22 protein-coding genes are annotated in these 24,029 nt (G+C 40.5%); 4 read left to right on the top strand and 18 right to left on the bottom strand.

The window, feature by feature from the left end; genetic code table 11:
* Positions 1-27 precede the first annotated feature (27 nt).
* Positions 28-453, bottom strand: a complete 426-nt coding sequence (locus NST09_RS09120) for a MarR family transcriptional regulator (protein ID WP_061407997.1) — start codon at positions 451-453, stop codon at positions 28-30.
* A gap of 72 nt (positions 454-525) precedes the next feature.
* A complete protein-coding gene (locus NST09_RS09125; protein WP_076821622.1) occupies positions 526-1,095 on the bottom strand; it encodes a TetR/AcrR family transcriptional regulator in 570 nt (189 codons plus the stop codon).
* A 181-nt stretch (positions 1,096-1,276) separates the two neighbouring features.
* On the opposite strand from NST09_RS09125, the gene NST09_RS09130 reads away from it, so the two are divergent.
* The 3 genes from NST09_RS09130 (at position 1,277) to NST09_RS09140 (ending at position 3,696) form a co-directional block, all read left to right on the top strand.
* Positions 1,277-2,200, top strand: coding sequence for a DsbA family protein (locus NST09_RS09130; protein WP_116306925.1), 924 nt, complete (start codon positions 1,277-1,279; stop codon positions 2,198-2,200).
* An 11-nt stretch (positions 2,201-2,211) separates the two neighbouring features.
* Positions 2,212-2,523 (top strand): monooxygenase, encoded by a 312-nt coding sequence (locus NST09_RS09135; protein ID WP_076821617.1) that lies wholly within the window; start codon positions 2,212-2,214, stop codon positions 2,521-2,523.
* A 405-nt stretch (positions 2,524-2,928) separates the two neighbouring features.
* The gene (locus NST09_RS09140; RefSeq protein ID WP_076821615.1) at positions 2,929-3,696 is read left to right on the top strand and encodes a pentapeptide repeat-containing protein; all 768 of its coding nucleotides are present in this window, start codon (positions 2,929-2,931) and stop codon (positions 3,694-3,696) included.
* Positions 3,697-3,739: 43 nt separating this feature from the next.
* Here NST09_RS09140 and NST09_RS09145 read toward each other — a convergent pair whose 3' ends face one another.
* The 6 genes from NST09_RS09145 to NST09_RS09170 all read right to left on the bottom strand — a co-directional run bounded on the left by NST09_RS09145 (position 3,740) and on the right by NST09_RS09170 (position 10,329).
* Positions 3,740-4,162, bottom strand: a complete 423-nt coding sequence (locus NST09_RS09145) for a cytidine deaminase (RefSeq protein WP_017367347.1) — start codon at positions 4,160-4,162, stop codon at positions 3,740-3,742.
* Between the two features lie 225 nt (positions 4,163-4,387).
* Positions 4,388-5,314, bottom strand: coding sequence for an alpha/beta hydrolase (locus NST09_RS09150; protein ID WP_048001471.1), 927 nt, complete (start codon positions 5,312-5,314; stop codon positions 4,388-4,390).
* 26 nt (positions 5,315-5,340) lie between these two features.
* Positions 5,341-5,742, bottom strand: a complete 402-nt coding sequence (locus tag NST09_RS09155) for a MerR family transcriptional regulator (protein WP_017367349.1) — start codon at positions 5,740-5,742, stop codon at positions 5,341-5,343.
* 235 nt (positions 5,743-5,977) lie between these two features.
* Complete coding sequence (locus tag NST09_RS09160; protein ID WP_328892003.1) at positions 5,978-7,453, bottom strand: glycoside hydrolase family 1 protein; 1,476 nt, start codon at positions 7,451-7,453, stop codon at positions 5,978-5,980.
* 22 nt (positions 7,454-7,475) lie between these two features.
* Positions 7,476-9,368, bottom strand: coding sequence for a beta-glucoside-specific PTS transporter subunit IIABC (locus tag NST09_RS09165; RefSeq protein WP_342493531.1), 1,893 nt, complete (start codon positions 9,366-9,368; stop codon positions 7,476-7,478).
* A 118-nt stretch (positions 9,369-9,486) separates the two neighbouring features.
* On the bottom strand, positions 9,487-10,329 hold the full coding sequence (locus NST09_RS09170) for a PRD domain-containing protein (RefSeq protein WP_008343748.1): 843 nt from the start codon (positions 10,327-10,329) through the stop codon (positions 9,487-9,489).
* Between the two features lie 371 nt (positions 10,330-10,700).
* On the opposite strand from NST09_RS09170, the gene NST09_RS09175 reads away from it, so the two are divergent.
* On the top strand, positions 10,701-11,009 hold the full coding sequence (locus NST09_RS09175; protein WP_007499277.1) for a DUF4870 domain-containing protein: 309 nt from the start codon (positions 10,701-10,703) through the stop codon (positions 11,007-11,009).
* A gap of 54 nt (positions 11,010-11,063) precedes the next feature.
* Here NST09_RS09175 and NST09_RS09180 read toward each other — a convergent pair whose 3' ends face one another.
* From NST09_RS09180 to NST09_RS09225, 10 genes are all read right to left on the bottom strand, one after another.
* Entirely contained in the window at positions 11,064-12,467 is a 1,404-nt protein-coding gene (locus NST09_RS09180) for a HAMP domain-containing sensor histidine kinase (protein ID WP_342493532.1), read from the bottom strand.
* A 2-nt stretch (positions 12,468-12,469) separates the two neighbouring features.
* Positions 12,470-13,177, bottom strand: coding sequence for a response regulator transcription factor (locus NST09_RS09185; protein WP_148780351.1), 708 nt, complete (start codon positions 13,175-13,177; stop codon positions 12,470-12,472).
* 131 nt (positions 13,178-13,308) lie between these two features.
* Positions 13,309-14,574 (bottom strand): glucuronoxylanase, encoded by a 1,266-nt coding sequence (locus NST09_RS09190; protein WP_342493533.1) that lies wholly within the window; start codon positions 14,572-14,574, stop codon positions 13,309-13,311.
* Between the two features lie 41 nt (positions 14,575-14,615).
* The gene (locus tag NST09_RS09195) at positions 14,616-16,160 is read right to left on the bottom strand and encodes a glycoside hydrolase family 43 protein (RefSeq protein WP_342493534.1); all 1,545 of its coding nucleotides are present in this window, start codon (positions 16,158-16,160) and stop codon (positions 14,616-14,618) included.
* Between the two features lie 223 nt (positions 16,161-16,383).
* Positions 16,384-17,844 carry a CoA-acylating methylmalonate-semialdehyde dehydrogenase gene (locus NST09_RS09200; protein WP_342493535.1) on the bottom strand — a complete coding sequence of 487 codons (1,461 nt, stop codon included), beginning with the start codon at positions 17,842-17,844 and terminating at the stop codon, positions 16,384-16,386.
* Between the two features lie 367 nt (positions 17,845-18,211).
* Positions 18,212-19,543: an alpha-glucosidase/alpha-galactosidase gene (locus NST09_RS09205; protein ID WP_148780348.1), complete on the bottom strand. Its 1,332-nt coding sequence runs from the start codon at positions 19,541-19,543 to the stop codon at positions 18,212-18,214.
* A 31-nt stretch (positions 19,544-19,574) separates the two neighbouring features.
* Entirely contained in the window at positions 19,575-20,405 is an 831-nt protein-coding gene (locus NST09_RS09210; RefSeq protein WP_144625748.1) for a carbohydrate ABC transporter permease, read from the bottom strand.
* Positions 20,405-21,277 carry a sugar ABC transporter permease gene (locus tag NST09_RS09215; RefSeq protein ID WP_223255632.1) on the bottom strand — a complete coding sequence of 291 codons (873 nt, stop codon included), beginning with the start codon at positions 21,275-21,277 and terminating at the stop codon, positions 20,405-20,407. The genes NST09_RS09210 and NST09_RS09215 overlap by 1 nt, the downstream gene beginning before the upstream one ends.
* Before the next feature lie 90 nt (positions 21,278-21,367).
* On the bottom strand, positions 21,368-22,624 hold the full coding sequence (locus NST09_RS09220) for an ABC transporter substrate-binding protein (RefSeq protein WP_025207433.1): 1,257 nt from the start codon (positions 22,622-22,624) through the stop codon (positions 21,368-21,370).
* Between the two features lie 217 nt (positions 22,625-22,841).
* A complete protein-coding gene (locus NST09_RS09225) occupies positions 22,842-23,882 on the bottom strand; it encodes a LacI family DNA-binding transcriptional regulator (RefSeq protein ID WP_041507192.1) in 1,041 nt (346 codons plus the stop codon).
* Positions 23,883-24,029 lie beyond the last annotated feature (147 nt).

Here is a 24,029-nt window from a genome sequence, read left to right on the forward strand (position 1 = left end):
AGAGGTTGTTTCTACCTTATAGATTTATCAAGATGGATAGTCTGAATAGAATAATTTGTTTAAAAGTAATTTTAATTGTTCAATCTCTTCATCACTTAATTGATTTGTCACAGTTCGATGTGCATCCATGACGACAGGAAGAATCGCCTTTTTGATCTCGTCCCCTTTTTCTGTTAAAAATAGGTGATGCGAGCGCCGGTCTTGTTCATTATAGATTTTTTTGACAAGCCCTTTTCGTTCCATTGACTGGATCATTCTTACGACAGTGGTTTGATTTTTATCAATGCCTTCTGCCAATTCTTTTTGAGTCGCACCTTTTTCACGGCTAAGAATACTGATAATACTCCACTGCTCTGGTGTAACACCGTATGGCTTTAACCTATTCGTAAAATAATTCGTCATTTTCACATCAGTGCGATGAACGAGATAACCTATTAAATCATGTAACTTCATGCAAACACCCTCTAATCATTTTATATGCTATAGCATTTATATTAGTGGAGCGGTTAAACATTGTCAAATTGTCTACATGTTATGCTTAAAATCAATTCCTGACATGATATACGGCAATGCTGATTTAATGAATTCTTCTGAAGATATGTGCGAACTATTTTTTCTCCACTCAACAGAAGCTCCGTGAATTCCCCAGCTTAAAAAAACAGCCGTGACCTTCAACACTTGCTTTTCGACATTTGTATATTTATTCACTAACAACTGATAAAAAATAATTTCAAGCTGTTCTCGAACAATTGGAGCAAGTTCAGTTTCATATTCTACTTGGCAGCGGTTATGAAGAGATTGTTGGAAACTGGCTAGCGCTTTAAAAATATTCATCATTGTATCTTCATCTAGTTTACTATTGTTAAAATTGATACTTTCTAAATTAATTGACAATACTTCTGAGAGTGTTTTATCTAATAAATCGTATTTATCCTCAAAATGATAATAAAACGTGGCTCGGTTAATCAGGGCTTCTGCTGTCACATCTTTCACCGTAATATCCTTAAATTCCTTTTTCGATGAAAGCTTCATGAAAGACTCCATGATTAATTTGCGCGTTCTTAATACACGCGGATCTGTCTTTGGCTGCGTCATCTTCTTCCCCCCTTCTTTTTAAACACATGCTTGAATCTGTCGGATAAACAACAAATTGAAGAAATTATTGGTGTTGATCTCACTCATTCTGTCTTAAGATTCAATTGTAAAGCAAATGATGACTTGATTCAAACAACTGATCAGGACACATTTTTTCCTGAAAAATTAAGGAGGAAACAACTTGAAAAATAATGACATGTTTTGTGATTTAGAAACTGGTGTATGCGGTGTAGGTGAAGAAGATATCCAGGTCATTGACTTTCACCAACCTAAAAAAAACATTACGCTCTACTATGTAACAGATCCAATTTGTTCTCATTGCTGGGCAATTGAACCTGTCCTGCGCCGATTTAAAGAGCAATACGGACATTACTTTCATTTCCAGACTGTGTTAGGTGGACTGCTAGAGAAATGGCATGACGGTCCAATTGATCCTGCGAACGGAATTTATAAGCCTGCTGATGTTGCAGGTCACTGGAGAGAAGTCGGAGAACATTCTCGCATGCCAATTGATGGGTCCTTAATGATTGACAATCCTGTTCAATCCTCCTATCCGTCCTCTCGTGTGTTCAAAGTGATTCAAAAACATCACGGTGATGAACAAGCTTATACGTTTTTACGCCGTGCAAGAGAAGCGCTATTTGCATTCAATCAAAATATATCGGATATTGCAGTTTTGATTGATATCGTCAACAACCTTGGATTGAACGGAGATGAGATTTTACATGAAACGGAGCTCCCTAGCGGACAAGACTTATTAAATCAAGATTTTGCTCTTGTTCGAGACCTCGGTGCAAGAGGTTTTCCGACCATCATCTTCGTCAATGAAGAAAATAAAGGAGTTAAAATCACGGGTGGTCGACCATTAGACGTCTATATTGATGGTTTAAAGCAAGCTTTAAACACAGAAGAGCTTCAACCGAAAAAGCTACCCGTGGTTTCTGCCTTACTCGAAAAAGAAAAATGTCTATTCTCTAAAGAGATTGAAGTGATGTACGATGTTGATCAATCGGATGTGCGATCTTTTATGGAGAAAGAACTTTCACAAGAATCGTTCCAAATGAAAGAAGTTCTAGGAGAACAGTATTTCACAACTTCAATATAAGGAGAATAACGATGGCTTACGTATTACAAGTAGATTTTAAGATGAATGGCCCTTTCGGAGATGAATTGGCAAAAGAGTTTTCTGATTTAGCGAGAAGTATTAATGAAGAGGATGGGTTCATATGGAAGATATGGACGGAGAGTCCTGAGAAAAATGAGGCTGGCGGAATTTATTTATTTGAAACAAAAGAAGAAGCTCAAACATATCTCGATATGCATTCTAAAAGAATCACTAGCTTTGGCATAACAGACATCAATGCGAAAATCTTTAATATAAACGCTGAGCTGACTCATATCACAAAAGGTCCATTAAAAACGCATTAAGATTAACACACGAAAAAAGAGCGGTTGTTGACTGCTCTTTTTTCTTATGAATGAAGTAAGATATTCAACTTTAAACCGATTCATTAAAAGGTTAGGATCAGCAGTTTCCCCTCTCCAGAGTTTAGTTTGTGAAGATGATCGGCTACGTACCTTACATCTTCTGCCTGTCGTTTACTCAAAATCCATCTGGATTCCTATGTAGCTACCGATTGGTTCTGGAAATGTGTCAAACCTTTTCGTTCTTTTATGCTCCTTTCATCATGAAAATGAATATCGGTTCTTTGCTGGCTGAGTATCGTATTGTGATATAATCTTGAGTCAAAGACAAGAGCTGATGGAAAATGAACTTGCTGAATGAACATCATGATGGTGAAAAATTTCTGAAGAAATGATAGGGTGATAGCGATGAGAAGACTTGAGTCTGGTATATCAGTAGACAACGAAGCATTTTCTGATGTGACCAGGTATGAAAACGAAACAATCAGCAGAACGACAATCATCAACTCAAATGTTCGTTTTCCTATTTTTTGGAGCTGTCACTTGGATCATCTTGTATTTGATACGTGTGATCTGACGAATGCGAGATTTTTTGCCGGTAGTACGATTGATCATTGTACTTTTAGTCATTCAGACTTGCGCTCTGTGGGCATTGGCAAAAACGAAGCTGTCTTCACCAATTGCGAATTTTCTTCCTGCGATATGAGGGGAATGACATTGGAGAATGCTACGTTTATCGATTGTACTTTCTCTAATTGTAGATTCAATGACCGTGTTTTACAGGCAGCGAACATCGTCAATTGTACCTTTGCTGGTAAGCTAATAGATATAACGTTTGAGGGAAATGGCAAACAAAAGCTGATCGCCAATTTTGAAAACTGCACCCTTGATGGTGTTCGTTTTTTAGGCTGTGACCTAGCGGTATGTATTCCGCCAGCATCCAAAAACCATTTATATGTTGAACATGTATCTGCACGTGTGAAAAAGGCCTTAGAGAAGATAGATGATGATCCTACTCTGTCTGATCATGATCGGAAAATACTAGTGCGGAGTCTGCGGAAGCTTGAACAAATGGAACAGTATATTTTTAACACGAAATATATGGAGAACATACATGGGGCCGCTTTTGTTGAACGCTTTTTCAGTCATCTTGGATGTAGCAAGGATCACATGTAACGTTTGCTACATCCCTTTTCCTACTTTATCTTTATGTCGTACATCAGCTTCTAGTATATTTGAGCGGAATGAGTTCTTCGATTTTCACCTTGACCAGCTCCCCATCCATATCAAGGATGACAAAACATGTTGGTCCAAAGTCTGAAATGAGCTCTCGGCAGATGCCACAAGGGCTGACTACTCTAATTCTTCTATCTTTTTCATCTGAATAAGGGTGTCTCACTGCAACAATTGTATCAAAATCTTTGTATCCATTCGATAAAGCGCTGCCAATCGCAATGGCTTCTGCACAAACAGTTACCCGTCCGATATAGGCTTCTATATGGACAGCTGATATGATTTCTCCTGTTTTCATCCGGATAGCTGCTCCTACATGATGCTTGTCATCTTCATAAAGACTGATTATCTTCTTTTTTGCTTCGTCTATTAATTCGATATCTTCTTGTGATAGATCAAACGTTTTCATCGCGTTTCCCCTTTCGCCTCACTGCTCGTATGTATTATATCAAACATGAGGTGATGAACTGAACTTCACTCTCCTTTACTAACCAGCCAAAAGACCGTTTAATCTGTAGTGAATGGCCATTTTGAATTTATTTCATATTCAATTGAAAAAGGCTGCTTTCAAGTAAGCAACCTTTTCCCTTATTTACATCAGAACATTTACCCTTTCTAGGTGTGAACTGAATCCCTATCGATTGATCACTTGAATGATTTTCTTCAGAGCATCTGCCGCTTCTGGAATTGGCATGACAACAAACACATGCAGCATTTCAGGATAAACAAAGGTTTTGATGTCCATTCCTTGTGCTGATAGTTTTTCATCGAGCTTTATGGCATCTGGATATAACATATCATGTGTTCCGATAAAATGAGTGATCTTCCCGAGCCCTTTAAAGTCACCGTAAATCGGACTAATCAATGGGTCTGTGAGACTTTGATCAGCTGCCCACAATTTTGTGATGACTCCCATTCCTTCATGACCTAGAATCGGATCTTTTTTTGCATATTCAAATATGAGAGGGTTGCTCATACTCATATCCACACACGCAGATAGTAACACGATATCCTTCGGCTGCGGCAGATCCTCTTTCTTTAAAAGGTGCGCAAGACCAAGTGAGATGTTTCCGCCAGCTGAATCTCCCATGATCGTCAATTGATTGGCACTTCCAGCAGTTTTCAGAAGGTCTTTATATAGGTTAAGCATTTTCGGATACGTATCCTGGTTGCTATAATGAGGTACTTTTGGGTAAATAGGAGCGACTACTTTCGCACCTAGTGATTGCGCCATTTTATCCATGAACCACCAATGGACATTCAAAGGCTGATTTGTCCACGCACCACCATGTAGATAGAGAATGACTTTTTGATTTTGTGATGCTTGTTCATTCAATGTGAAAACTTGCATGCCTTCGAATGTCTGCTCTTGTACCTCACTGATTAACTTCACATCATCTCCAATGGCATAAGGCTGCGTATTTTCAATTCCTTTTTGCTCAAGAAATTTTTTTGTCTGTTCGATACTAGAGAAACTCTCTTTATTACTTTGCGAAGCGAATAATGTTTCAAATTGAATACTTTCTTTAGAACGTTCACCATGATACATTTCTACACTCATTTTTTTCTCTCCTTCACCCAATAGGTTTATTGATCATCCTGCTTCGGAACACGAAATGATTCCAAGTAGACTTGTACTTTTTTTTCAGGGGTTTTTAATAAGTTAGATAAAAGGTCTTGAATGAGACGAAGGCTTTTAATTTTCTTTTCAATTTCTTCATGTTTAAGATGGACAATTTGTCTTAGGGTATCAAGGTCTATGTCTTGACTTAGCATGTCCATAATTTCAGCTATTTCCTTTAATGAATAACCGAGCGTTTTCGCATCTTTGATCAATTGAATTTTCACAACATAGTCGTCTGTATAGAATCTGTAACCGTTTGAACGTCGTCTTGGAGCAGGTAATATGTTGTGCTCTTCATAGTAACGAATTGCGGCAGGACTTACTCCTGTTTTTTTGGCAAGTTCTCCTCTAGTCATCAACTCCATCGTTACTCCTTTTTTATTATTTTGTTTTACTATATGTACATTATAAAGGTTGAACTATACTTCAAGGTCAAGGTGAAACATTTTTCGGCCAACTTTTGTTATCAAATGATTGTAGCAAAGAGATCTCTAGCGCTTGCTATGACATAATTGAGGTTACTTTTCGGTAAACAAAAAAACACCATCGTACCCGGCCAATTAAGGCGGATGCAATGGTGTCATCATCATTCTATCTGGATTATGATAAATCTTCCCCATTTGTTGCAATCACTTTTTTGTACCAGTAGAAGGAATCTTTTTTGTAACGATTTAATGTCCCATTCCCTCTGTCGTCTTGATCTACATAGATCAAACCATAGCGTTTACTCATTTGAGATGTTCCGCAGCTAATTAAGTCAATACAACCCCATGGTGTATACCCCATTAAGTCGACACCTTCTTTGACTGCTTCTTTCATCTGTTCAATATGTTGTTTTAAATAATCAATTCGATAATCGTCGTGAATTTCTCTGTCTGGTGTCAATGTATCTCTTGCGCCAAGTCCGTTTTCACAAACAAATAAAGGTTTTTGGTATCTGTCATACAGTTTAATTAATGAAATGCGCAGACCCATTGGATCAATTGGCCAATCCCATTGTGATAACTCCAAATGCTCATTTTTGATCGGACTATCAAATGTACCCGCTAGCTCGGCTGCATCTTCTCGGGCTTCTGCTACGTGGGACATATAGTAGCTGATCGCCACAAAATCAACGATGCCCTCTTTCAAAATTTGCTCATCCTGCTCTTCGATATCAAGTTTGATGTCGTTGTCAGCAAAATATTTCACCATGTATGTTGGATATTCACCTCTAGCTTGAACATCCGGATAGAACATATTCAATTGGTTCGATTTTACCGCTTGCAGCTGGTCCTCTGGTTTCGTTGTTTTTGCATAGGCTTCAATTTGGTTTATCATACAGCCAATTTGGACATTTGGAATGATTTCTTTTGCAGCCTTCACAGTGAGAGCGCTGGCGATAAATTGATGATGTGATGCTTGATACGCAGCCTGTAATTTATGGTCTACTAGGTCCTCTAAAATTCCAGCACCGGTGTAAAGGCTGTTGAGGTTCATATTCATTTCATTGAATGTAATCCAATACTTCACTTTATTTTTATATCTTTCTAAAATGGCGCGAGCATATTTTTCAAACAACGGGACAAGCTCTCTACTCATCCAGCCATTATATTTCTCTGTTAAAGTAATCGGCATTTCATAGTGAGACATCGTGACTAGCGGTTCAATTCCATATTTCGCACACTCATCAAATACGTTATCGTAAAAAGCCAATCCTTCTTCGTTCGGCTTGTCTTCTAAACCAGTTGGAAAGATTCTTGCCCATGAAATAGACAAGCGAAACACTTTAAAGCCCATCTCTGCAAATAGTGCAATATCCTCTTCATATCGATGGTAAAAATCGATTCCGCGTCTTTTCGGGAAATCAAATTCATCGGGTTGTTCCTTGTATCTTGTTAATTCAGCTGAACTCACATCGAAAGTAAAGTTGTTCACTTTTCCTTTTTCATAAGGATCTTTATATGCAGCAAAGTCTGATGTCGACAGGCCCTTGCCACCTTCTAAGTATGCGCCCTCTATTTGATTGGCAGCAGTTGCGCCACCCCATAGAAAATTATCTGAAAATCCTTTTTTTAATTCTTTCATTTCAATCATCCCTTCTCTTTATCTCTTTATATTAGTGAATAAGCATTAAGAGCTTATTTTGACCTGCGGTGACATGAGTGTCACCTGTATGAATCACATCAAGGTATTGCGTTGAATTTGTGACGATAATAGGTGTCACTACATCTAAATGGTTTGATTGAATGCCTTCTATATCAAACGATAATAAATGATCCCCCGTCTTTATCTTATCGCCCTCTTTTACCAGTACATCAAAGAATTGGCCATTTAGGCTGACGGTATCAATCCCCACGTGGATCAATAATTCAATCCCATCATCTGAAACGAGTCCGATGGCATGTTTAGTAGGTGTAACAGTCACTACTTTTCCTGAGAACGGTGCTTGTACCACCTCCTTATCAGGCAAAATTGCGACTCCCTTCCCCATCATTTCACTTGAGAACACGGAATCATTCACTTCAGATAAAGGAATGACCTTTCCACTCATAGGTGCTTGAACTTCATAAGGGTTTGTTTGCTTAGACATTTGTTGATTCTCTGTACTCTCAGTGTGATTTGGCTTTTCTGCAGCTTGCTCGTTAAAAGCCGTGACAGACTCCTGAAATCCAAGGAGAATGGTGATGAGAAGTGACACGATGAAGCTAAAGGCGATTCCAATCAGAGCCAGCTGAAAATTATTTGTCCCTTTCATAATGTAAGTTGGCAGTGAAGTAATGCCTGGGATCGAAAAGGCTGTCGTTTTAACTGAAAATAAACCGTAAAAACATCCACCGACTGCGCCGCCAATTAATGAAGCATAAAAAGGTTTTTTTAGTCTAAGTGTGACTCCATAAATGGCTGGTTCTGTGATCCCGAAGAAACTAGGAAGCAATGTCGAAAGCGCTAAAGACCTTGTTTCTACCCGCTTGGTGCGGATGATGACACCTAACACAGCGCCTGCTTGTGCCATATTCGCAATGAAATTCATTGGAAGCAGCATGATATCGTAACCCACTTTTTCAAAGCTGGCTAACGTGCTTGGGAAGAATGCGTAATGCATTCCAGTTAACACAATGAGTGGCATAAGGCCCCCCATTAATAAACCGGCAATCGGACCAGCGAAATTGAACAAAGAAGTGAAAAAGATTTCTAAATATTGCCCAGAAACGTTCCCAATAGGAGCGATAAAAGCCAGTGTAAGAGGAGCCGTGATCATCAGGCTCAGTACCGGTGTAAATACGATACTTAAGGATTTTGGGATCGCTTTTGTTATCCACTTATCGACAAAACTTAGTAATAGCACACCTAAAATAATTGGTAATACAGAAGATGTGTAATTATTTAGTGGAATACTTAACCCTAAAAAATTTAACGGATCTGCTCCTTTTGCTGCACCTTCTATCATCGTTGGATATAGTAAAATCCCTGCTAATGCGAGCGCAAGAGATTCTCGCGTTTTAAATTTCTTCGCTGCCGAATAAGCAATGAGGAAAGGTAAAAAGTAAAAGACAGCATTTGAAAAAATTTGAAGTACTTGATAGGTAGAACTTGTCTCCGTCAGCCAGCCTAAGCTAACGAACAGTGCCATGATTCCTTTGATCAATCCACTACCAACAATCGCTGGCAAAATAGGTGTGAAAATCCCGCTGATCACATCGAATACGACTTCAATTGGGTTCATCTTTGACGTGTTTTTAACAGGAGCAGAATCATTGCTACTATGACCGGCCAGATGATCGATTTCCTCATAAACCTCTGCTACCTTTGCTCCAATAATGACTTGGAACTGTCCACTTTGGAATTGAGCACCTAAAACACCATCTAATGTTTTCAGCTCATCTACTTTTACCTGATTTTCATCGTTGAGATTAAATCTTAGCCGTGTGATACAATGCCAACTTTGAGATATATTTTCGGTTCCACCAATTAATTTCACAATTTTTCCAGCCAATTCTTTGTTTTCCATGCTTTCACCCCTTCATTTTCACAAAAAAAACCTAAACAAAATCCACCATAGAAAAGATCATTCTTTCTCATGGAGATTTGTTTAGGTTAATGCTTTTTCATAACACGCCTAAAAGAAATCATTTATTTTTTTGGTGTTCCTTTGTGATTCTCTCAATATGGATGACTAAAAAAACAAGTTCGTCTTCTGTCACATTCCAATTGAATTCTCGTTTTAACATTTCTTTGATGATCAATCCGCAGGCATAACTCTTCATATAACGATCCTGTATTAATTCTTTTAACGAGTCATCCATCTGCTGCGGTGGTTGATTGGTTTCCTGCCTGACAATAAAATATCTCAAGTGGGTAATAAACCTAGAATAATTAATGGATGATTTATCCAATATCATCTCGAAAATATTTTGAATGATTTTGACGATTTCTTTCGTCAGGTGAGTCATCTTAATGGTGTCTCCCATAGACTGACCATCTATTTGAGCGTTTACAAAATGCAGGGCAATGAGTGAAGCTTCAGTATCTTCAAAAGAAATGCCCATCATTTTTTGAATAATTGTCAGTGCTTTTTTCCCGACTTGATATTCTTGAAAATAGAGATGTGGAATTTCCCACACAATGGGGTTTTCATACGCCATTTTTTCTTCGTGCCTTTGAATAGCGAAGGTGAGATGATCGGATAGCGAAAAGAGCGCGCTGGAACCTAACTTCTTATTCAACATCTCTTCGCCTACGCGAATGATTTTTTCAGTTAATAAAAGGATATCAGTTGGGATAGCGGCAAGTTGAGATTCTAATGGAGACGTCTGATCAGAATAAAATGTCTTACTGACAGCGCTCTCATCAAGTGTATCACCTTTCTTCTTTTTAAAACCTATTCCTGTTCCAAACACAACGACTTCATTTTGAGCCTCTGTTAGAGCTAATACGATATTATTATTTAAAACTTTAACGACGGTGAACATCCTCATCCCACCTTACCTAAAATGCTAAAAAAGCATAAAAAAACACCAAAATCTCAGCAAACAACGTACAAATGTACAATTTGTTTACCTGACTTGGTGGTGCCTGATCATATCAGTAACACTCCTGCATCGGTTACGACTTTATTTTAAATAGAGGGATGACCAAAGTCAACTGTTTTTTCGAAAAAATAGATTGAAATACCCAGAATCATTTTATCTTTCCTTGTCTTTTTACAGTTTAACATATTTAAGGTTGCTGTAAGGTTCGGATTAATACGAGTTAAGGTTGAGGTTGTACAATGGGTTTGTAAGGAATTGAGGGGTGAGTCAAATGGTCCCCTCTTCTAAATCAATCATAGAGGTGAAAAGCTTTGAGAGAAAATAAAATTTTGTCTTCATTATGTTACTTCAGTATCTTTTTTGCACCGTTTCTATTTCCGATTATCGTTTATTTCTTAGGAAAAGACGAAGTGAAATACCATGCAAAAAAATCACTATGGACACATATTATTCCTTATTTGATTTTCGGTCTTGGTATTGCCGGTTCAGGTTTACTTGGCATGAACGATATCAGTCATGCTGGTCCGTTCTTAATTGCAACGTATGCTGTGACATTCCTTGTGGCGATCTACTTCTTCATTTGGAACATTGTGAAAGGCATTAAAGTGTTTTCAGAATAAGAGTTAGAAAAAACGGTTCTGTGATTGAGCAGAACCGTTTTTTTGTATGTCCGTTTAAGCGGGTAATTGGATATCAATCGTTGTTCCTTCTCCTATCATACTTTGTATTGTAATATCTCCCCCGTGTTTTTGGATGATATCTTTTGCAATCGCCATTCCAAGACCTGAGCCTGCATGTGCCCCTCCAGTATTCGTCCCTCTATAGTAGCGATCAAACACTTTTTCTAGCTCTGCCTCTTCAATTCCTTTGCCGTTGTCTTGAATGGTGATGTGGGTATGTTCTTTTTGTTCAAGCTGTACAATGATTTTCACATCAGCATCATTGTGAACAAGGGCATTTAAAATGAGATTGGTGACCGCTCTTCGTATGAGGATCGTATCAATATTCAGCATGAGCTTGTCTACATTCGTTTGTAGCTCAATGGTCTGATCTGCATATCTCGAATCGTTGAGGATATCAATTAACGTTTCACGCAGCAATGGCACAATGTTCACCAGTTCTTTATGCAGCATCACGTCGTTATTTTTCAGCCTTGTTGTTAAATTGAGATCCTCCATCACATCTTTGATGTACAATGATTTATTCTCTATGATGCTGGCATAATGTCTAATGTCTTGATTTGAAATAGGATAATTTGGATCTTTCATGATTTCTGCATAGCCTTGAATAGAGGATAATGGTGTTTTAATATCATGAGAAATATGACTGATCCACTCTTCCCGCATTTGCTCTAATTTGTCTTTTTCTTTTTGGCTTGAAGCGAGCTGCTCTGATAAGTGATTGACATTATAGAACACATCTTTATATATCCCCTTCGTTGGCAGCTTCGTCGTATAATCTCCGTTTGCGAGCCTCTGGATGCCATAAATGGCACGGCCGAGCGGTTTGATGAGTTGCCGGCTGAATAAGTATCCAATGAATAAGGCAATGATGGCATCAATCGATAATAAAATCATCGTCCCGATATTGAATTGCGCTATTAATTCTTTCGTATCAAAAGAAAATAAATATTTTCCGATGGAAGGGTCCTTAAATCCGATGAAGTAGCTGTATTCCTTACCCTTTCCATTTTTCCCTCCAGCATAGATCGTCGACATCAATTGCTTATCTTTATATTTATGTAAGTTTACAATTTCTATAGGTGTGTATTTGCTCTTTATGCCTTTAGGTGCTAGTGCATGATAGACGTCTTGTCCATTTTCGTCTAATATTTGAATCCACGCATTTTGTTGTTTTAAGGCTTGCTGTCCTTCTTTACTCACAGTGATATTTTGATCAGACAAGGTGATGTATTGTTCAAATGTTCTTGTGAAGGTTTCCGGCGTATTTTCTTCGTTTTGCTGACTGCTGGCTTGTAGTACAAGCCATATCATGAATCCAAATAAGTTAATAAAGACCGTGATAATGGTCACGATAATGACAGAGACCATGTATCTGCCTGTTAATCGCCATTTCATCTTTACGCATCCTTTACGACAAATTTATAGCCAAGCCCTTTGACCGTCACGAGAAATTCTGGTGTAGATGGGGAATGTTCTATTTTTTCCCGCAGTCTTCGTATATGAACCATTACCGTATTATCAGAACCGAAGAAATCCTCTCCCCAAACCGTTTGATAAAGCGTTTCTTTACTGATGACGCGATTCGGATGCTGCAAGAAATAAGTCATCAACATAAGTTCTTTCGGAGTGAGCTCAATCGCCGCTCCGTTTTTCGTCAGTTCGGCTTGCTGCTCGTTTAACTCAAATGGGCCTTTTTTGATCACGGGCTCCGCTTGAGAAAGCTGTACGTATGATGACCGTCTTAGCTGGGCTTTTACCCGGTAGGCGACTTCTTTTGGACTGAACGGTTTTGTAATGTAATCATCGCCGCCAATGGCAAGGCCTACAATTTTGTCTGATTCCTCTCCCTTTGCTGATAAAAAGATAATCGGAACATGCGAGACATCTCTGATTTGTTTGCAAATATCGTAGCCTTCTCCGTCTGGCAACATAATATCCAGTATGACGAGATCTGGTTGTTCTTGATGAAATTGCGTGAGCCCATCACGGGCAGTTGAAGCTGTTAACACCTGGTCAATGCCTTCTCTTGTTAATACGGTATGGATTAACTCTAAAATTTCTTTTTCGTCATCTATAATCAATACTTTGCTTTGAACCTTTGGCATGATGATCACTCTCCTGAAGTCATTGTTATTATTATACCCAAAGTGTTGACGTCGTGAAAAATCAACTTTCTATTTACACAGAAAAAAGCCAATTTTCTTTTTTAATGAGAAAATTGGCTTTTCGTGTTTCTCTAGCGTTTGACCACAAATGTTGTCACACTTTGAGCAGGGAGATGAGCCCAAAATTGATTTCCTGATATGTTTAAGTCAGTTCCAGGTTGAAGGTTGCTGCTGCCGCTCGTCACCCATCTAGACGCCTGAGAAACAGAGCCATTTTGCACGACTAAGTGTTGATTGACCCCTGCATTGTTTTTATTAATCGCCACAATGACGACCTGATTGTTTCCTTTGTAGGCTGAGACGAAAACATTCGGTTCAGGGCTTTTCGTTGCATCAATTCTGACGAAACCTGGTCGCACAAACTTGGAGAAATGCGCCATGTTGTATCCACGCTTGCTAATCATTCCATCTTCCTTCATAGGACCGTATGATCTCCTAATGTACCACCACACATACGCCTGAAAGTCCCCTTCCACCATTGAATGGTGAATATGCTCTGATACCCCTAATGCCTCAGGCCAGCGGTCCGCTGAATTGTTATCGCTATTCGGGTAGTAGACTTCTGTCATCCATAGCTCTTTTCCTGCCCCTTTTTGTTTGAAAAGAGGATAAGGAAGCTGGCTAATTTGGGTCCCGTATAGATGAGCGCCGAGAATGTCCATATTCCTTAGCGCCTGCGGATCGTTTAAGATAGGATCTGAGATATTCTTAAGGTATTGAAAGGATTCTGGTGCAATCACACGTGCATTAATAGAACCGGCATTTTCTCTCATGAATCGCAGGATTTCCTGAGGTGTCCACCATGTCCATTCGTGTGCATAATCGGGCTCGTTTTGAACAGAAATGGCATAAAGATTGACTCCGTTGTTTTTCATGTAAGTGACAAAATCATTCAGATGCTGAGCATATGCTGCGTATTGATTGTATTTAAGCCGCTTGGCAGGTGATCCATTCCGGTTAAATGTTTCAACCATACTGCTTGGAGGATTCCAAGGGGAAGCAATGACTAGAGCACCATGCTCGATCGCTCGTTTGGCCGTCGCGACTTCTCTGCTCCAATTGTTTCTGTTTTCGTCTACATAAATTCTAAGAATGGAAAACCCTAACTGATTTTGTCCATTGCCAAAGGCGGTTTCCCTTTGTGGTGCTGTCAAATCACCAATCCAAGCTGGATGGTTCATTCCGCCAAAACCACGAATCACTTGTCTTTCTGCATTAAGGTTAATGTTTGCGTCAGCTGCTGATACTTCAGCTACTCCGGGGCCTATGAACATGACAGATAGCATGGTGAAACACACCAATAAAGCAAGCATTGGTTTTTTTATACATGACATCAAATTTCCCACTCCTCTATCAAACATTTAAGCACCTTTATTCGCTACCTTTGAGTAAACTGCCAAGAATCAAATTGGAATAGATTTCCCCCGCCTGTTCCGGTAAAGACAAAAAATACGTTGTGCACTCCGGATGCGCCGTTAATCGCTGTTTCTATTTCCCGCCAGTTTTGTGTTCCACCGGTGGAAGGGACATTCAGTGTACCGACCAGTCTGCCGTTTGCGCTGTCAAGGCGTACTTCTATTTTCCCGCCTACTGTCGATGCGACATTGGCTTTAAATGTTCTAGCGCCATTGGAACCAAAGTCTACATTCCCTAAAGCGACCCAATCGCCATTTTGAATATTGGTGACATGCTGGTTATTCACTGGTCCTCCTGGTGCTGACGAGGCTTCTGTCAAAATGCGTCCATTCCAAGCGAATGTTTCAGCTTCAACACGTTGATATGGATTCAGATTAGATAGCTGTTTCACTCCTTCATAATTGGCTGCTACTTCTCGAAGGGAGCCATCTGCATTATGCACAAGCTTATTAATATGTGGAGAGCGATAGCCTTTGCCGCTTCCGTATAATGCAGAGCTAACGGTTTGCGTATGATACACCACATACCACTCGTTTTTAAAATTGAACACCGCATGATGGTTGTTACCGCCGCCACCAAAAAAAGCACCCGGATTTTTTAGAAAGTGTCCTTTATACGTGAAGGGTCCCATCGGACTTGAGCTCGTCATATAGCCGATTTCACCAGGTGGTTTATCAGCAGGATGTGAGCCGCCAAAATTGATGCAATAGGAATAGTAATAGGTTCCGTTATACTTATGCATCCCTGAGTCTTCAAACATAAAAGGAGCATCAATGGTGGATGCGCTACTGGCCACACTTGTCATATCAGCACCTAGCTTCAGGACTCTTGCTGTTTTAGGATTTGCCCATTGTCCCTGCGTTGGATTGGAACCGCCTGGAACGCCTCCGCCGGCATATAGATAACCCGTACCGTCATCATCTACAAATACGGCCGGATCAAAAAGCCATACAACTCCGGACATGCCAGGTGTACTTGGCGTAACGAGTGGTTTTCCAATCGGATCAGTCCATGGGCCGATCGGGCTGTCTGCTGTAAGGACTCCAATCCCTCCGCCGCTGTTAGCGAAATAAAGGAAAAATTTATCCTTTCCGTTGATCTTCTTTACCGCTGCTGATGGGGCCCATGATGCGCCTGCCCATTTGGCAATGCCTCTGCCGCCGTTTGCCCCATTTGCCCCCGCTACTGGAATCGCTCCGTGATCGGTCCAGTTGACCATATCCGCCGAAGAGATGACGAATACTCTATTCAGATTTGCAAATGAATTGTCCTTAATCGTTCCGTTGCTTTGATATTCATAGTCATCACTCGACATATAAAGGTACACTCTTCCGTTATAGGTAAGCGCAAACGGGTCTGCTCCTAAGTGATGATCAATGAGCGGGTTTGCATTTCCTACTTGCTTGGCAATAGGAGTGCTTGCCGCATTTGCTTCATATACCGGCAAACAACTCAGTACCAAAGTGAAGATCAATAAACAAACGCTACACTTCATCCTCGTCCTCATCGTGTCATTTCCTCCTGTTTTCATCTTCCTGATATTGGGGTTTAGGCCCAATTTCAAATTATGTTGATGTTTCGTGATGAAGAATGAATACAAAGAATGATTTCTCCCTGTGAATCCCTGTAAAGAGTGCGATGAAAACCCTTACTTTTTAACTAGAAGACAACAAAAAAATGCAGTCTCCATGTTGGAGCTGCATTCTTCCTCAATGTTTAATAAATGTAGGCTATATATAACGAGCGGTCACCATTTTCTTTCTCGTGTAAAACTCTACTCCATCTGTTCCATTGGCGTGCAAGTCTCCGTAGAAGGAGTCTTTCCAGCCGGAAAATGGGAAGAAAGCCATTGGAGCAGGGACACCAATGTTAATGCCTAACATGCCGGCTTCGATGTTTTCACGAAATTCTCTTATGCTTGAAGCGCTGTCTGTGTAAAGGCAAGCGCCGTTTGCGAATTTTGATTGATTGGACAGGTCGATTGCTTCTGCGAGTGATGAGACACGGACAATGGATAAGACTGGGGCAAAAATCTCGTCCTGCCAGATTTTCATTTGATTTGTGACATGATCAAAGATCGTTGGTCCGACAAAATACCCTTCTCCATTTGTTTCGTTATCTTGTCTGCCATCACGAATCAGGCTTGCGCCTTCTTCAATTCCTGATTGGATATATTGAAGAGTTCGTTCTTTATGCTCCTTCCGAATGACTGGTCCGAGAAAGACATCTTTATTTATTCCGTTTCCGATGACAAGCTGGTTGGATTCATCGACCAATTGTTGAATCAAGTCGTCTGCCACGTCTTCTTCCACTGCGACAACGGCTGCTGCCATGCAGCGTTCACCTGCTGATCCAAAAGCAGCACCAATGATCTGTTTTGTGGCTGATTCTAAATCAGCATCTTTCAAGACGATGGAGTGATTTTTTGCACCGGCAAGTGCTTGGACACGTTTACCATGTGATGTCCCTTTTTTATAGACGTATTCTGCGACTGGCTGAGAGCCGACAAACGAAATGACTTTTACCTTTTCATGTTCAAGCAGACCGTTTACTACATCGTGAGCGCCGTTGACAATGTTGAGCACACCTTTTGGAAGTCCTGCTTCTTCAAATAGTTCTGCTAACCGTGCAGCAAGGATTGGCGTCCGTTCTGAAGGTTTTAAGACAAATGTATTTCCGCAGGCAATGGCAAGCGGGAACATCCAGCATGGGACCATCATCGGAAAGTTAAAAGGGGTAATGCCACCGATGACGCCAATTGGGTAGCGGTACATGCCAGACTCTAGACCAGTCGCAATATCAGGCAGTTGTTTCCCCATCATTAAGGTTGGTGCACCAGCGGCAAATTCCACACATTCAATTCCTCGCTGCACCTCTCCTTTTGCTTCTGTTACACTTTTTCCGTTTTCCAGCGTGACGAGTTCAGCTAACTCATCCCATTTCTCTACGAGTAACTGTTGGTATTTAAATAAGATACGTGCGCGCCGGGGAACAGCTGTTTTAGACCAAGTGGTGAACGCTTCTTGTGCTGCTTGGACTGCATGTTCTACATCCGTTTTTGTTGAAAGTGGTACTTCTGCGATGATTTCGCCAGTAGCTGGATTATAAACAGCTTCCGTTTGGTTCGTTTCGGCGTCCACCCATTGTCCGCCAATATAATTTTTCAACGTTTGTACATCTGTTTTGGTCATGTTCCCGCTCTCCTCTTTGTTTGGATTGTGATGCAATCGTGTGTTGATTTATCGTCATTGTCTCATCTAAGGGGCCTTCATCTGTATACACTCTTTGTCAAATGAAACCACAGTTTTGCTTTACGTTCTGATAAAACATGTGAAGTCTATACCTTCTAGCTCTTTTGGTTCCGAAGATCTGTCCCCCCTTTTAGGTCGTTTTGTCTGTGTGTCATGATCATGTTAATCAATTGATGATATATTTTTGGTTAACTGTTGGTTAACTTTAGAAAAATCATAATATTAAAAACGCTTCCAGTCAATGATCAGTTTGTTGATCTAAAAAAACCTGATGCCAGGTGCATCAGGTTAAGACTGTTTATGTTAGTTATTTAGAAGAAATTGCGTATTGACTTGGCTCTGTATAAGCCGGGAGCATCTCCCCGTGTGCTTCAATTAATTCATTACATAGTTTGATGGTGTCACCAATTGATAATTCAGCACTTGTATGCGGGTCTAATAATGCCGCTTGGTAAATGTGTTCTTTTTTGCCGCTGATTGCAGCTTCAATCGTCATGAGCTGTGAGCTGATATTGGTCCGGTTGAGTCCAGCCAATTGTTCAGGTATCTCTCCGATATAACATGGCATGATACCGCTCCGGTCTGCAACACATGGCACTTCCACACAGGCTTTTTCAGGAAGGTTGTGAATGAGTCCTCCTGTGTTCAGTACATTTCCACCAAATTTAAAGGGAACGTTCGTTTCAATCGCTTCAATGATACGGGAACCATATTCTTTAGAGCGCGTATGCGTGATTTGTGTGTTTCCCACAAGGTCATGTTTCATCGTATTCCAATTGTTGATTTGTTCCTCGCAGCGTCTTGGGTATTCATCGAGCGGAATGTTAAACTGTCCAATCAGTTCTGGATAACGAGATTTGATAAAATACGGATGATATTCTGCATTGTGCTCTGAGGATTCGGTGACATAGTAGCCGAATTTATCCATTAGTTCAAAACGAACCATATCAGGATGCCGCGTTTTTTGTTTTTCTTTTGCTCTTGCTTTGATTTCTGGATACAAGTCTTGACCGTCCCGTTTCACTTCTAATAACCATGCCATGTGATTAATGCCGGCAATTTTTTCTTCAATGCCTTCATGGTCCATTTCAAGTGATTGAAATAAATCTTTCGTACACACCTGTACGCTATGGCAAAGACCAACCGTTTGAACCCGAGTATAACGCAGCATAGCGCCAGTCAATGTGGCCATTGGATTCGTGTAATTTAATAATAAGGCGTGTGGACATACTTCTTCCATATCCTTTGCGAAGTCGAGCATCACGGGAATGGTTCGAAGTGAGCGGAAAATACCGCCGATGCCAACCGTATCCGCAATCGTTTGTCTTAATCCATATTTTTTTGGAATCTCAAAATCAATAACAGTGCTTGGCTGATAGCCTCCTACCTGGATGGCATTGATGACATATTTCGCATTCTTTAAGGCTTCTTTCCGGTTGTGATACGACTGAATGGTCACATGTGCACCGTAGTTCTCTTTTAAGTGACGTAGCATCGTTTCTGATTCTTTCAGCCGGTTATGGTCGATATCATATAGCGCAAATTCAAAGCCGGCAAGTGCGGGAACGAACAGACAATCTCCTAATATATTTTTAGCAAACACGGTACTTCCTGCACCGATAAATGTAATTTTAGACATAGACGACACTCCTTTTTACATCAAGGTTGGATTACCCTTTAACAGAGCCTTGAGACAGCCCTGCGATAAAGTATTTTTGCAAAAGTAAAAACATCGTGACCATTGGCAGCATCGCAATAAGAGCAGCGGCGCCAACGAGCTGGAGCTGGTGTTGATTTTGACCAAAGAAATTGGATAAGGCGACTGTAAGTGTATGCATCTCTTTATCTTGCAGAAAGAAGATGGCAAATTGATAGTCGTTCCAAATATACACACAGGCAATGATTAAAACAGAAGCGGTAATCGGCTTCAGCAGCGGAAAAACGACGGTGAAAAAGACTCTGAGTGTTCCCGCGCCATCAATACGAGCGGCTTCTTCAAGCTCCTTTGGAATCGTCGACCGGATAAAACCGGCATATAGAAAAATCGTCAGTGGCAAAAAAGCAGCAACATTGTTTAAAATAGCGATTTGATAAGTATTCATCATGCCAATTTGTACAACCATTTTGTATAAAGGGACAAGGGCTGTGAGCGGCGGTATGACCATAATGGAAATGAATAAGAGATACACCGCTTGATTCAGCTTTGTTCCTCTTCTTGCAAGCGGATAGGCGGCAAGTGATCCAAAGATGATGAGTAGGGCAGCCGAGCTGAACGTAATGATCACTGTATTCAAAAAGGACTGGCCAAGCTGAGCATCTGTCCATGCCATCAGAAAGTTTTCAAAATGAAGCGTTGATGGGAACAACCATTTTGAGCTAAAATCTCCTATCCCCTTTAGAGAGGTCGTGACTAAAATATAAAATGGAATCAGGTGCAGCAATGTGATCAAAAGGGCGAGTAAGGAGTACCATCTTTTCTTTCGTTTATAGGCGTTATCCATCACACCTCGGTCTCCTTTCGTTTGAAATAAATGAGCGCTGCGACACTAACGACAAGGATGATGACAGCCATGAAGACACCTTGCGTCGCTGCATAGCCTGCATCCTGCCGTTTGAAATACAGATCGTACATAAAAGTCGACATCGATTGCGAGGAATCTCCGGGTCCTCCGCCAGTGAGGGCGACAATGACATCAAATAATTTAAGTCCACCGATCACATTGAGCACAACATTGATGGTGATAGATGGCATTAAAAGCGGTAATGTGATTCGCCAAAATTGCTGAAGACCTGAAGCTCCGTCGAGTTGTGCTGCTTCATAATAATCTTTAGGTATGCTTTGGAGTCCTGCTAAATAAATGATCATGGCAATCCCGACGAATTGATACGTATTCACAAACACAATGATCCAAGTGTTTAGCTGCGGATTACCAAGTGCGTTCATTGGATCAAATCCAAAAAAGGTAACAACGTCGTTTAAAGCACCACCTTGGTACGCAAAGACAAAATACCAAATATAGCCCATAGCAATCGGGCTGATCATGACGGGTAGATAGATCACGGTTCTTGTGATGGCTCTCATTTTTAAACTTTGATTTAATAAGAGTGCATATCCAAGACCAATCATATTTTGTAAGATGGTGCTCCCGATGCCGTAAAGAAGGGTATTTTTCACAACAAGCCATGTAGTTGGATCTTGCAGCAATCGTTTGTATTGATCCAGTCCGATCCACTCATACTGTTGTGAGAAACCGTTCCAATTTGTAAAAGAGAGCTGAATCCCGTTAAAAAAGGGATAAATGATAAAGGCACTGACAACTAGAACAGCAGGCAGATACATCCACCAAAGTGAAGAATTTTGGCTATTTTTCATCTTCTGTTTTGGAAAAGAGGTAAATGTCGCCGCCTGGTTTTCTTTTGTGATGTCACTCATTGGCTTCACTCCTGTTTCAGCATGAGCCTGCTATTGTTTTTTCAGACGTTTATATTCCTCTTCCATTTTCTTCGATAGTTGTTCCGGTGTGATGGAGCCTGCTAATAATTCTTGACCGGTCGTTGCCATGACAGCCCACATGCCGCTCGGTAAGTATTTTCGATCAAAATAGGGTTCAATCTTAATATCTTCATATTGCTCGTAAAATGTAGAGTAATAGTTTTTGGCTTTGACTTCTTTTAAGGCCGTTTCAGAGGAAGTGCCCTCTGCGATTTTTTTTGCGTTTTCAGGCTTTGCTAAAAAGTCAATGAATTGTTTTGCTTCTTTTAGATGCTTTGAGTCTTTCCATGCCGCAACAGTAAAGCGTTCCCCGCCAATCCAGCTTTGCTCATCTCCTTCATGAATAGCTGGTACGGGCATGGTGCCTACTTTGATCGATTGATTGAGTTCAGTCGCCTCAGGTCCTAAAGATCCTCCCACAAAGGTGAAAGCAATTTTGTTTTGTGCCATCAGCTCAGGTGCTTGGGATAGTTTCGCCGTGAGTACATCTTTGTTTAAAAGGTCTTGATCTTTCAGCTCCTTCATAAACTGTGCAAGCGGTGTATAGTGAGACCAATCAAATGATCCATTTTCAAGGTCTTTTCCGTATTGATGTTTTTGATCGGTAATGAGTAAAGGCGTTGCCAGCTCATCAAAGACTTGGGCAATATTTGAATTATCGCCTCCTGGGATCCAGAGCGGCACAACGTCTCCTTTACTTTTTTCTTTGACAGTTTGTAAAGCACTTTTCAGTTCATTCAGTGTTTTAGGAACTTTTATGCCATATTCTTTTAATAGATTGGCATTAAAACTAAGTCCGTCTTTTGCTTGATTCAGCGGATAGGCATAGACTTTGCCGTCTTTGTCTTTTAAAATTTGATCGAGTGAAGGATCGAGTTGTTTTACCCAGTCCATCTCCTTTAGATCAGCCACGTATTCGCTATATCGCAGCTTGGCCCAGCCGTGTGTATCAAATAGGTCTGGCATATCGTTTGCGCCCATTTTGACGCGTATCATATCTTCATAGCTGTTGCCAGGGAAGTTGGCATCAATTCGGATGTTTTGATGTTCTTTTTCAAAATCACGGATCACTTCTTCAAATGCCTTTCTCTCCCCGCTGTTACTCATTGTGGAGAATAGAGTCAAGGTCACTTTCCCGTTTGCTTCAGACGCACCGTTATTGCCGCAAGCAGACAAGATCATCGACAAAACTAGAGCTACACACAACATCAGAATTTTTTTACTCATCGTTTCCTCCTTTTGATTACTGAAAATTCAGACGATTATCGGTAGAATTCATGCGGTTGCGGAAACAAAAGAAGTCCATTATACTGGAATTCTATTCTTTTCAAAGAGATAAGAGAGCAATTGGGTGAACTGCGTTGTTTTCAGCATGATCTGGCCATCATGCTCAGCAGCTCCCTTCCTGCTTTTTTGTCTCTTTTTTGTTTGCTGAAATGCTCGTTCACCCCCTTTCATGAATTGGGCATGTGCTGCCTCTTTGCATGAGCTTTGTTGGCACGACGACTTTTAGGGGAAGCTTTCTTCCCTCTATCCGCTCAAGCAAAAGCTTTAGACCTACTTCCCCCATTTGTTCTGTATATACTTTAACCGTTGTGAGCGGCGGGCTTGAAAAGGAAGCGGCTTCGATATCATTAAACCCCACGATTGAGACATCTTGAGGTACACGAAGACCGGCTTCATGTAGCGCACGCATAGCGCCTATTGCCATAGAATCACTTCCGATAAAAAAGGCTTCTGGAAGATTTCCTTTCTGAATGGCTTTTTGCATAAGTGAGTAGCCTTCTTGCATCGAATATTCGCCTATGTGGATGTCATTCATATGAAGAGTTCCCGCTTCTTGCATTCTTTTGATAAACGTTGTTTGTCTTTCATCCTCAATCACAGCATTTCCTTCAAAATAATGCTCCCTCTCTTTCCCGCCAATATATCCTAGATGTGTATAGCCGAGAGATTGCAGATGACGAATGGCACGATCTGCCGCTCTGACAAAATCCACATGTACACAATCATACAAATCTTCATCCGCATAATGATTGATGAAAACGATATGTTCCATTCGGTTTGTCATCTTTTCAACCGTATCAGGGCTGATTCGTCCAATGACGATCAAACCGTCAATATCCTTTAGTATCGCCCCTTTATCCATGTTTCTTAGGCGAAAGGTATGGAGAGTGGACAGACCTTGTTTGGCATATTCTTTTTCAATTCCTTTTCGAATCGATGAAAAAAAAGGATCATTTAATTCTTCGTCAATGGATTGGGCGACAACGACACCGATGACTGGGGATGCGGGTGGGCTTTTTACTTCTGCTTGATCGGCTTTTCTTGCTCTGACTGGGGTATAGTTTAATTTCTTGGCTATGTCGAGGATGTTTTGTCTTGTTGCGTGTGAAACGGCAAGCGTTTGGTCGCCATTTAACACACGGGATACAGTAGAGACGGATACTTTTGCATCATGAGCAATATCTTTGAGTGTAGTCATAGGCAAACTCCTCATCATTTTTGACTAAATGTTTACTAAAGATATTTGAAGAATAACACATAAATAAAGCGCTTTCAATTATAAATTTGTGCTTTTTTGAAGTTTTTGAGTATGTTTTGATAAGGGGATAGCTCATTTAGTAAAATT

The organism is Bacillus sp. FSL W7-1346, assembly GCF_038593335.1.
Classification (GTDB): domain Bacteria; phylum Bacillota; class Bacilli; order Bacillales; family Bacillaceae; genus Bacillus; species Bacillus altitudinis.

What these genes read in the sequence shown, in the direction of transcription:
- NST09_RS09120 (WP_061407997.1), bottom strand. Translation starts at nt 453, where the DNA reads ATGAAGTTACATGATTTAATAGGTTATCTCGTTCATCGCACTGATGTG.
- NST09_RS09125 (WP_076821622.1), bottom strand. Translation starts at nt 1,095, where the DNA reads ATGACGCAGCCAAAGACAGATCCGCGTGTATTAAGAACGCGCAAATTA.
- NST09_RS09135 (WP_076821617.1), top strand. Translation starts at nt 2,212, where the DNA reads ATGGCTTACGTATTACAAGTAGATTTTAAGATGAATGGCCCTTTCGGA.
- NST09_RS09140 (WP_076821615.1), top strand. Translation starts at nt 2,929, where the DNA reads ATGAGAAGACTTGAGTCTGGTATATCAGTAGACAACGAAGCATTTTCT.
- NST09_RS09145 (WP_017367347.1), bottom strand. Translation starts at nt 4,162, where the DNA reads ATGAAAACGTTTGATCTATCACAAGAAGATATCGAATTAATAGACGAA.
- NST09_RS09150 (WP_048001471.1), bottom strand. Translation starts at nt 5,314, where the DNA reads ATGAGTGTAGAAATGTATCATGGTGAACGTTCTAAAGAAAGTATTCAA.
- NST09_RS09155 (WP_017367349.1), bottom strand. Translation starts at nt 5,742, where the DNA reads ATGGAGTTGATGACTAGAGGAGAACTTGCCAAAAAAACAGGAGTAAGT.
- NST09_RS09160 (WP_328892003.1), bottom strand. Translation starts at nt 7,453, where the DNA reads ATGATTGAAATGAAAGAATTAAAAAAAGGATTTTCAGATAATTTTCTA.
- NST09_RS09165 (WP_342493531.1), bottom strand. Translation starts at nt 9,368, where the DNA reads ATGGAAAACAAAGAATTGGCTGGAAAAATTGTGAAATTAATTGGTGGA.
- NST09_RS09170 (WP_008343748.1), bottom strand. Translation starts at nt 10,329, where the DNA reads ATGTTCACCGTCGTTAAAGTTTTAAATAATAATATCGTATTAGCTCTA.
- NST09_RS09180 (WP_342493532.1), bottom strand. Translation starts at nt 12,467, where the DNA reads ATGAAATGGCGATTAACAGGCAGATACATGGTCTCTGTCATTATCGTG.
- NST09_RS09185 (WP_148780351.1), bottom strand. Translation starts at nt 13,177, where the DNA reads ATGCCAAAGGTTCAAAGCAAAGTATTGATTATAGATGACGAAAAAGAA.
- NST09_RS09195 (WP_342493534.1), bottom strand. Translation starts at nt 16,160, where the DNA reads ATGAGGACGAGGATGAAGTGTAGCGTTTGTTTATTGATCTTCACTTTG.
- NST09_RS09200 (WP_342493535.1), bottom strand. Translation starts at nt 17,844, where the DNA reads ATGACCAAAACAGATGTACAAACGTTGAAAAATTATATTGGCGGACAA.
- NST09_RS09205 (WP_148780348.1), bottom strand. Translation starts at nt 19,543, where the DNA reads ATGTCTAAAATTACATTTATCGGTGCAGGAAGTACCGTGTTTGCTAAA.
- NST09_RS09210 (WP_144625748.1), bottom strand. Translation starts at nt 20,405, where the DNA reads ATGGATAACGCCTATAAACGAAAGAAAAGATGGTACTCCTTACTCGCC.
- NST09_RS09215 (WP_223255632.1), bottom strand. Translation starts at nt 21,277, where the DNA reads ATGAAAAATAGCCAAAATTCTTCACTTTGGTGGATGTATCTGCCTGCT.
- NST09_RS09220 (WP_025207433.1), bottom strand. Translation starts at nt 22,624, where the DNA reads ATGAGTAAAAAAATTCTGATGTTGTGTGTAGCTCTAGTTTTGTCGATG.
- NST09_RS09225 (WP_041507192.1), bottom strand. Translation starts at nt 23,882, where the DNA reads ATGACTACACTCAAAGATATTGCTCATGATGCAAAAGTATCCGTCTCT.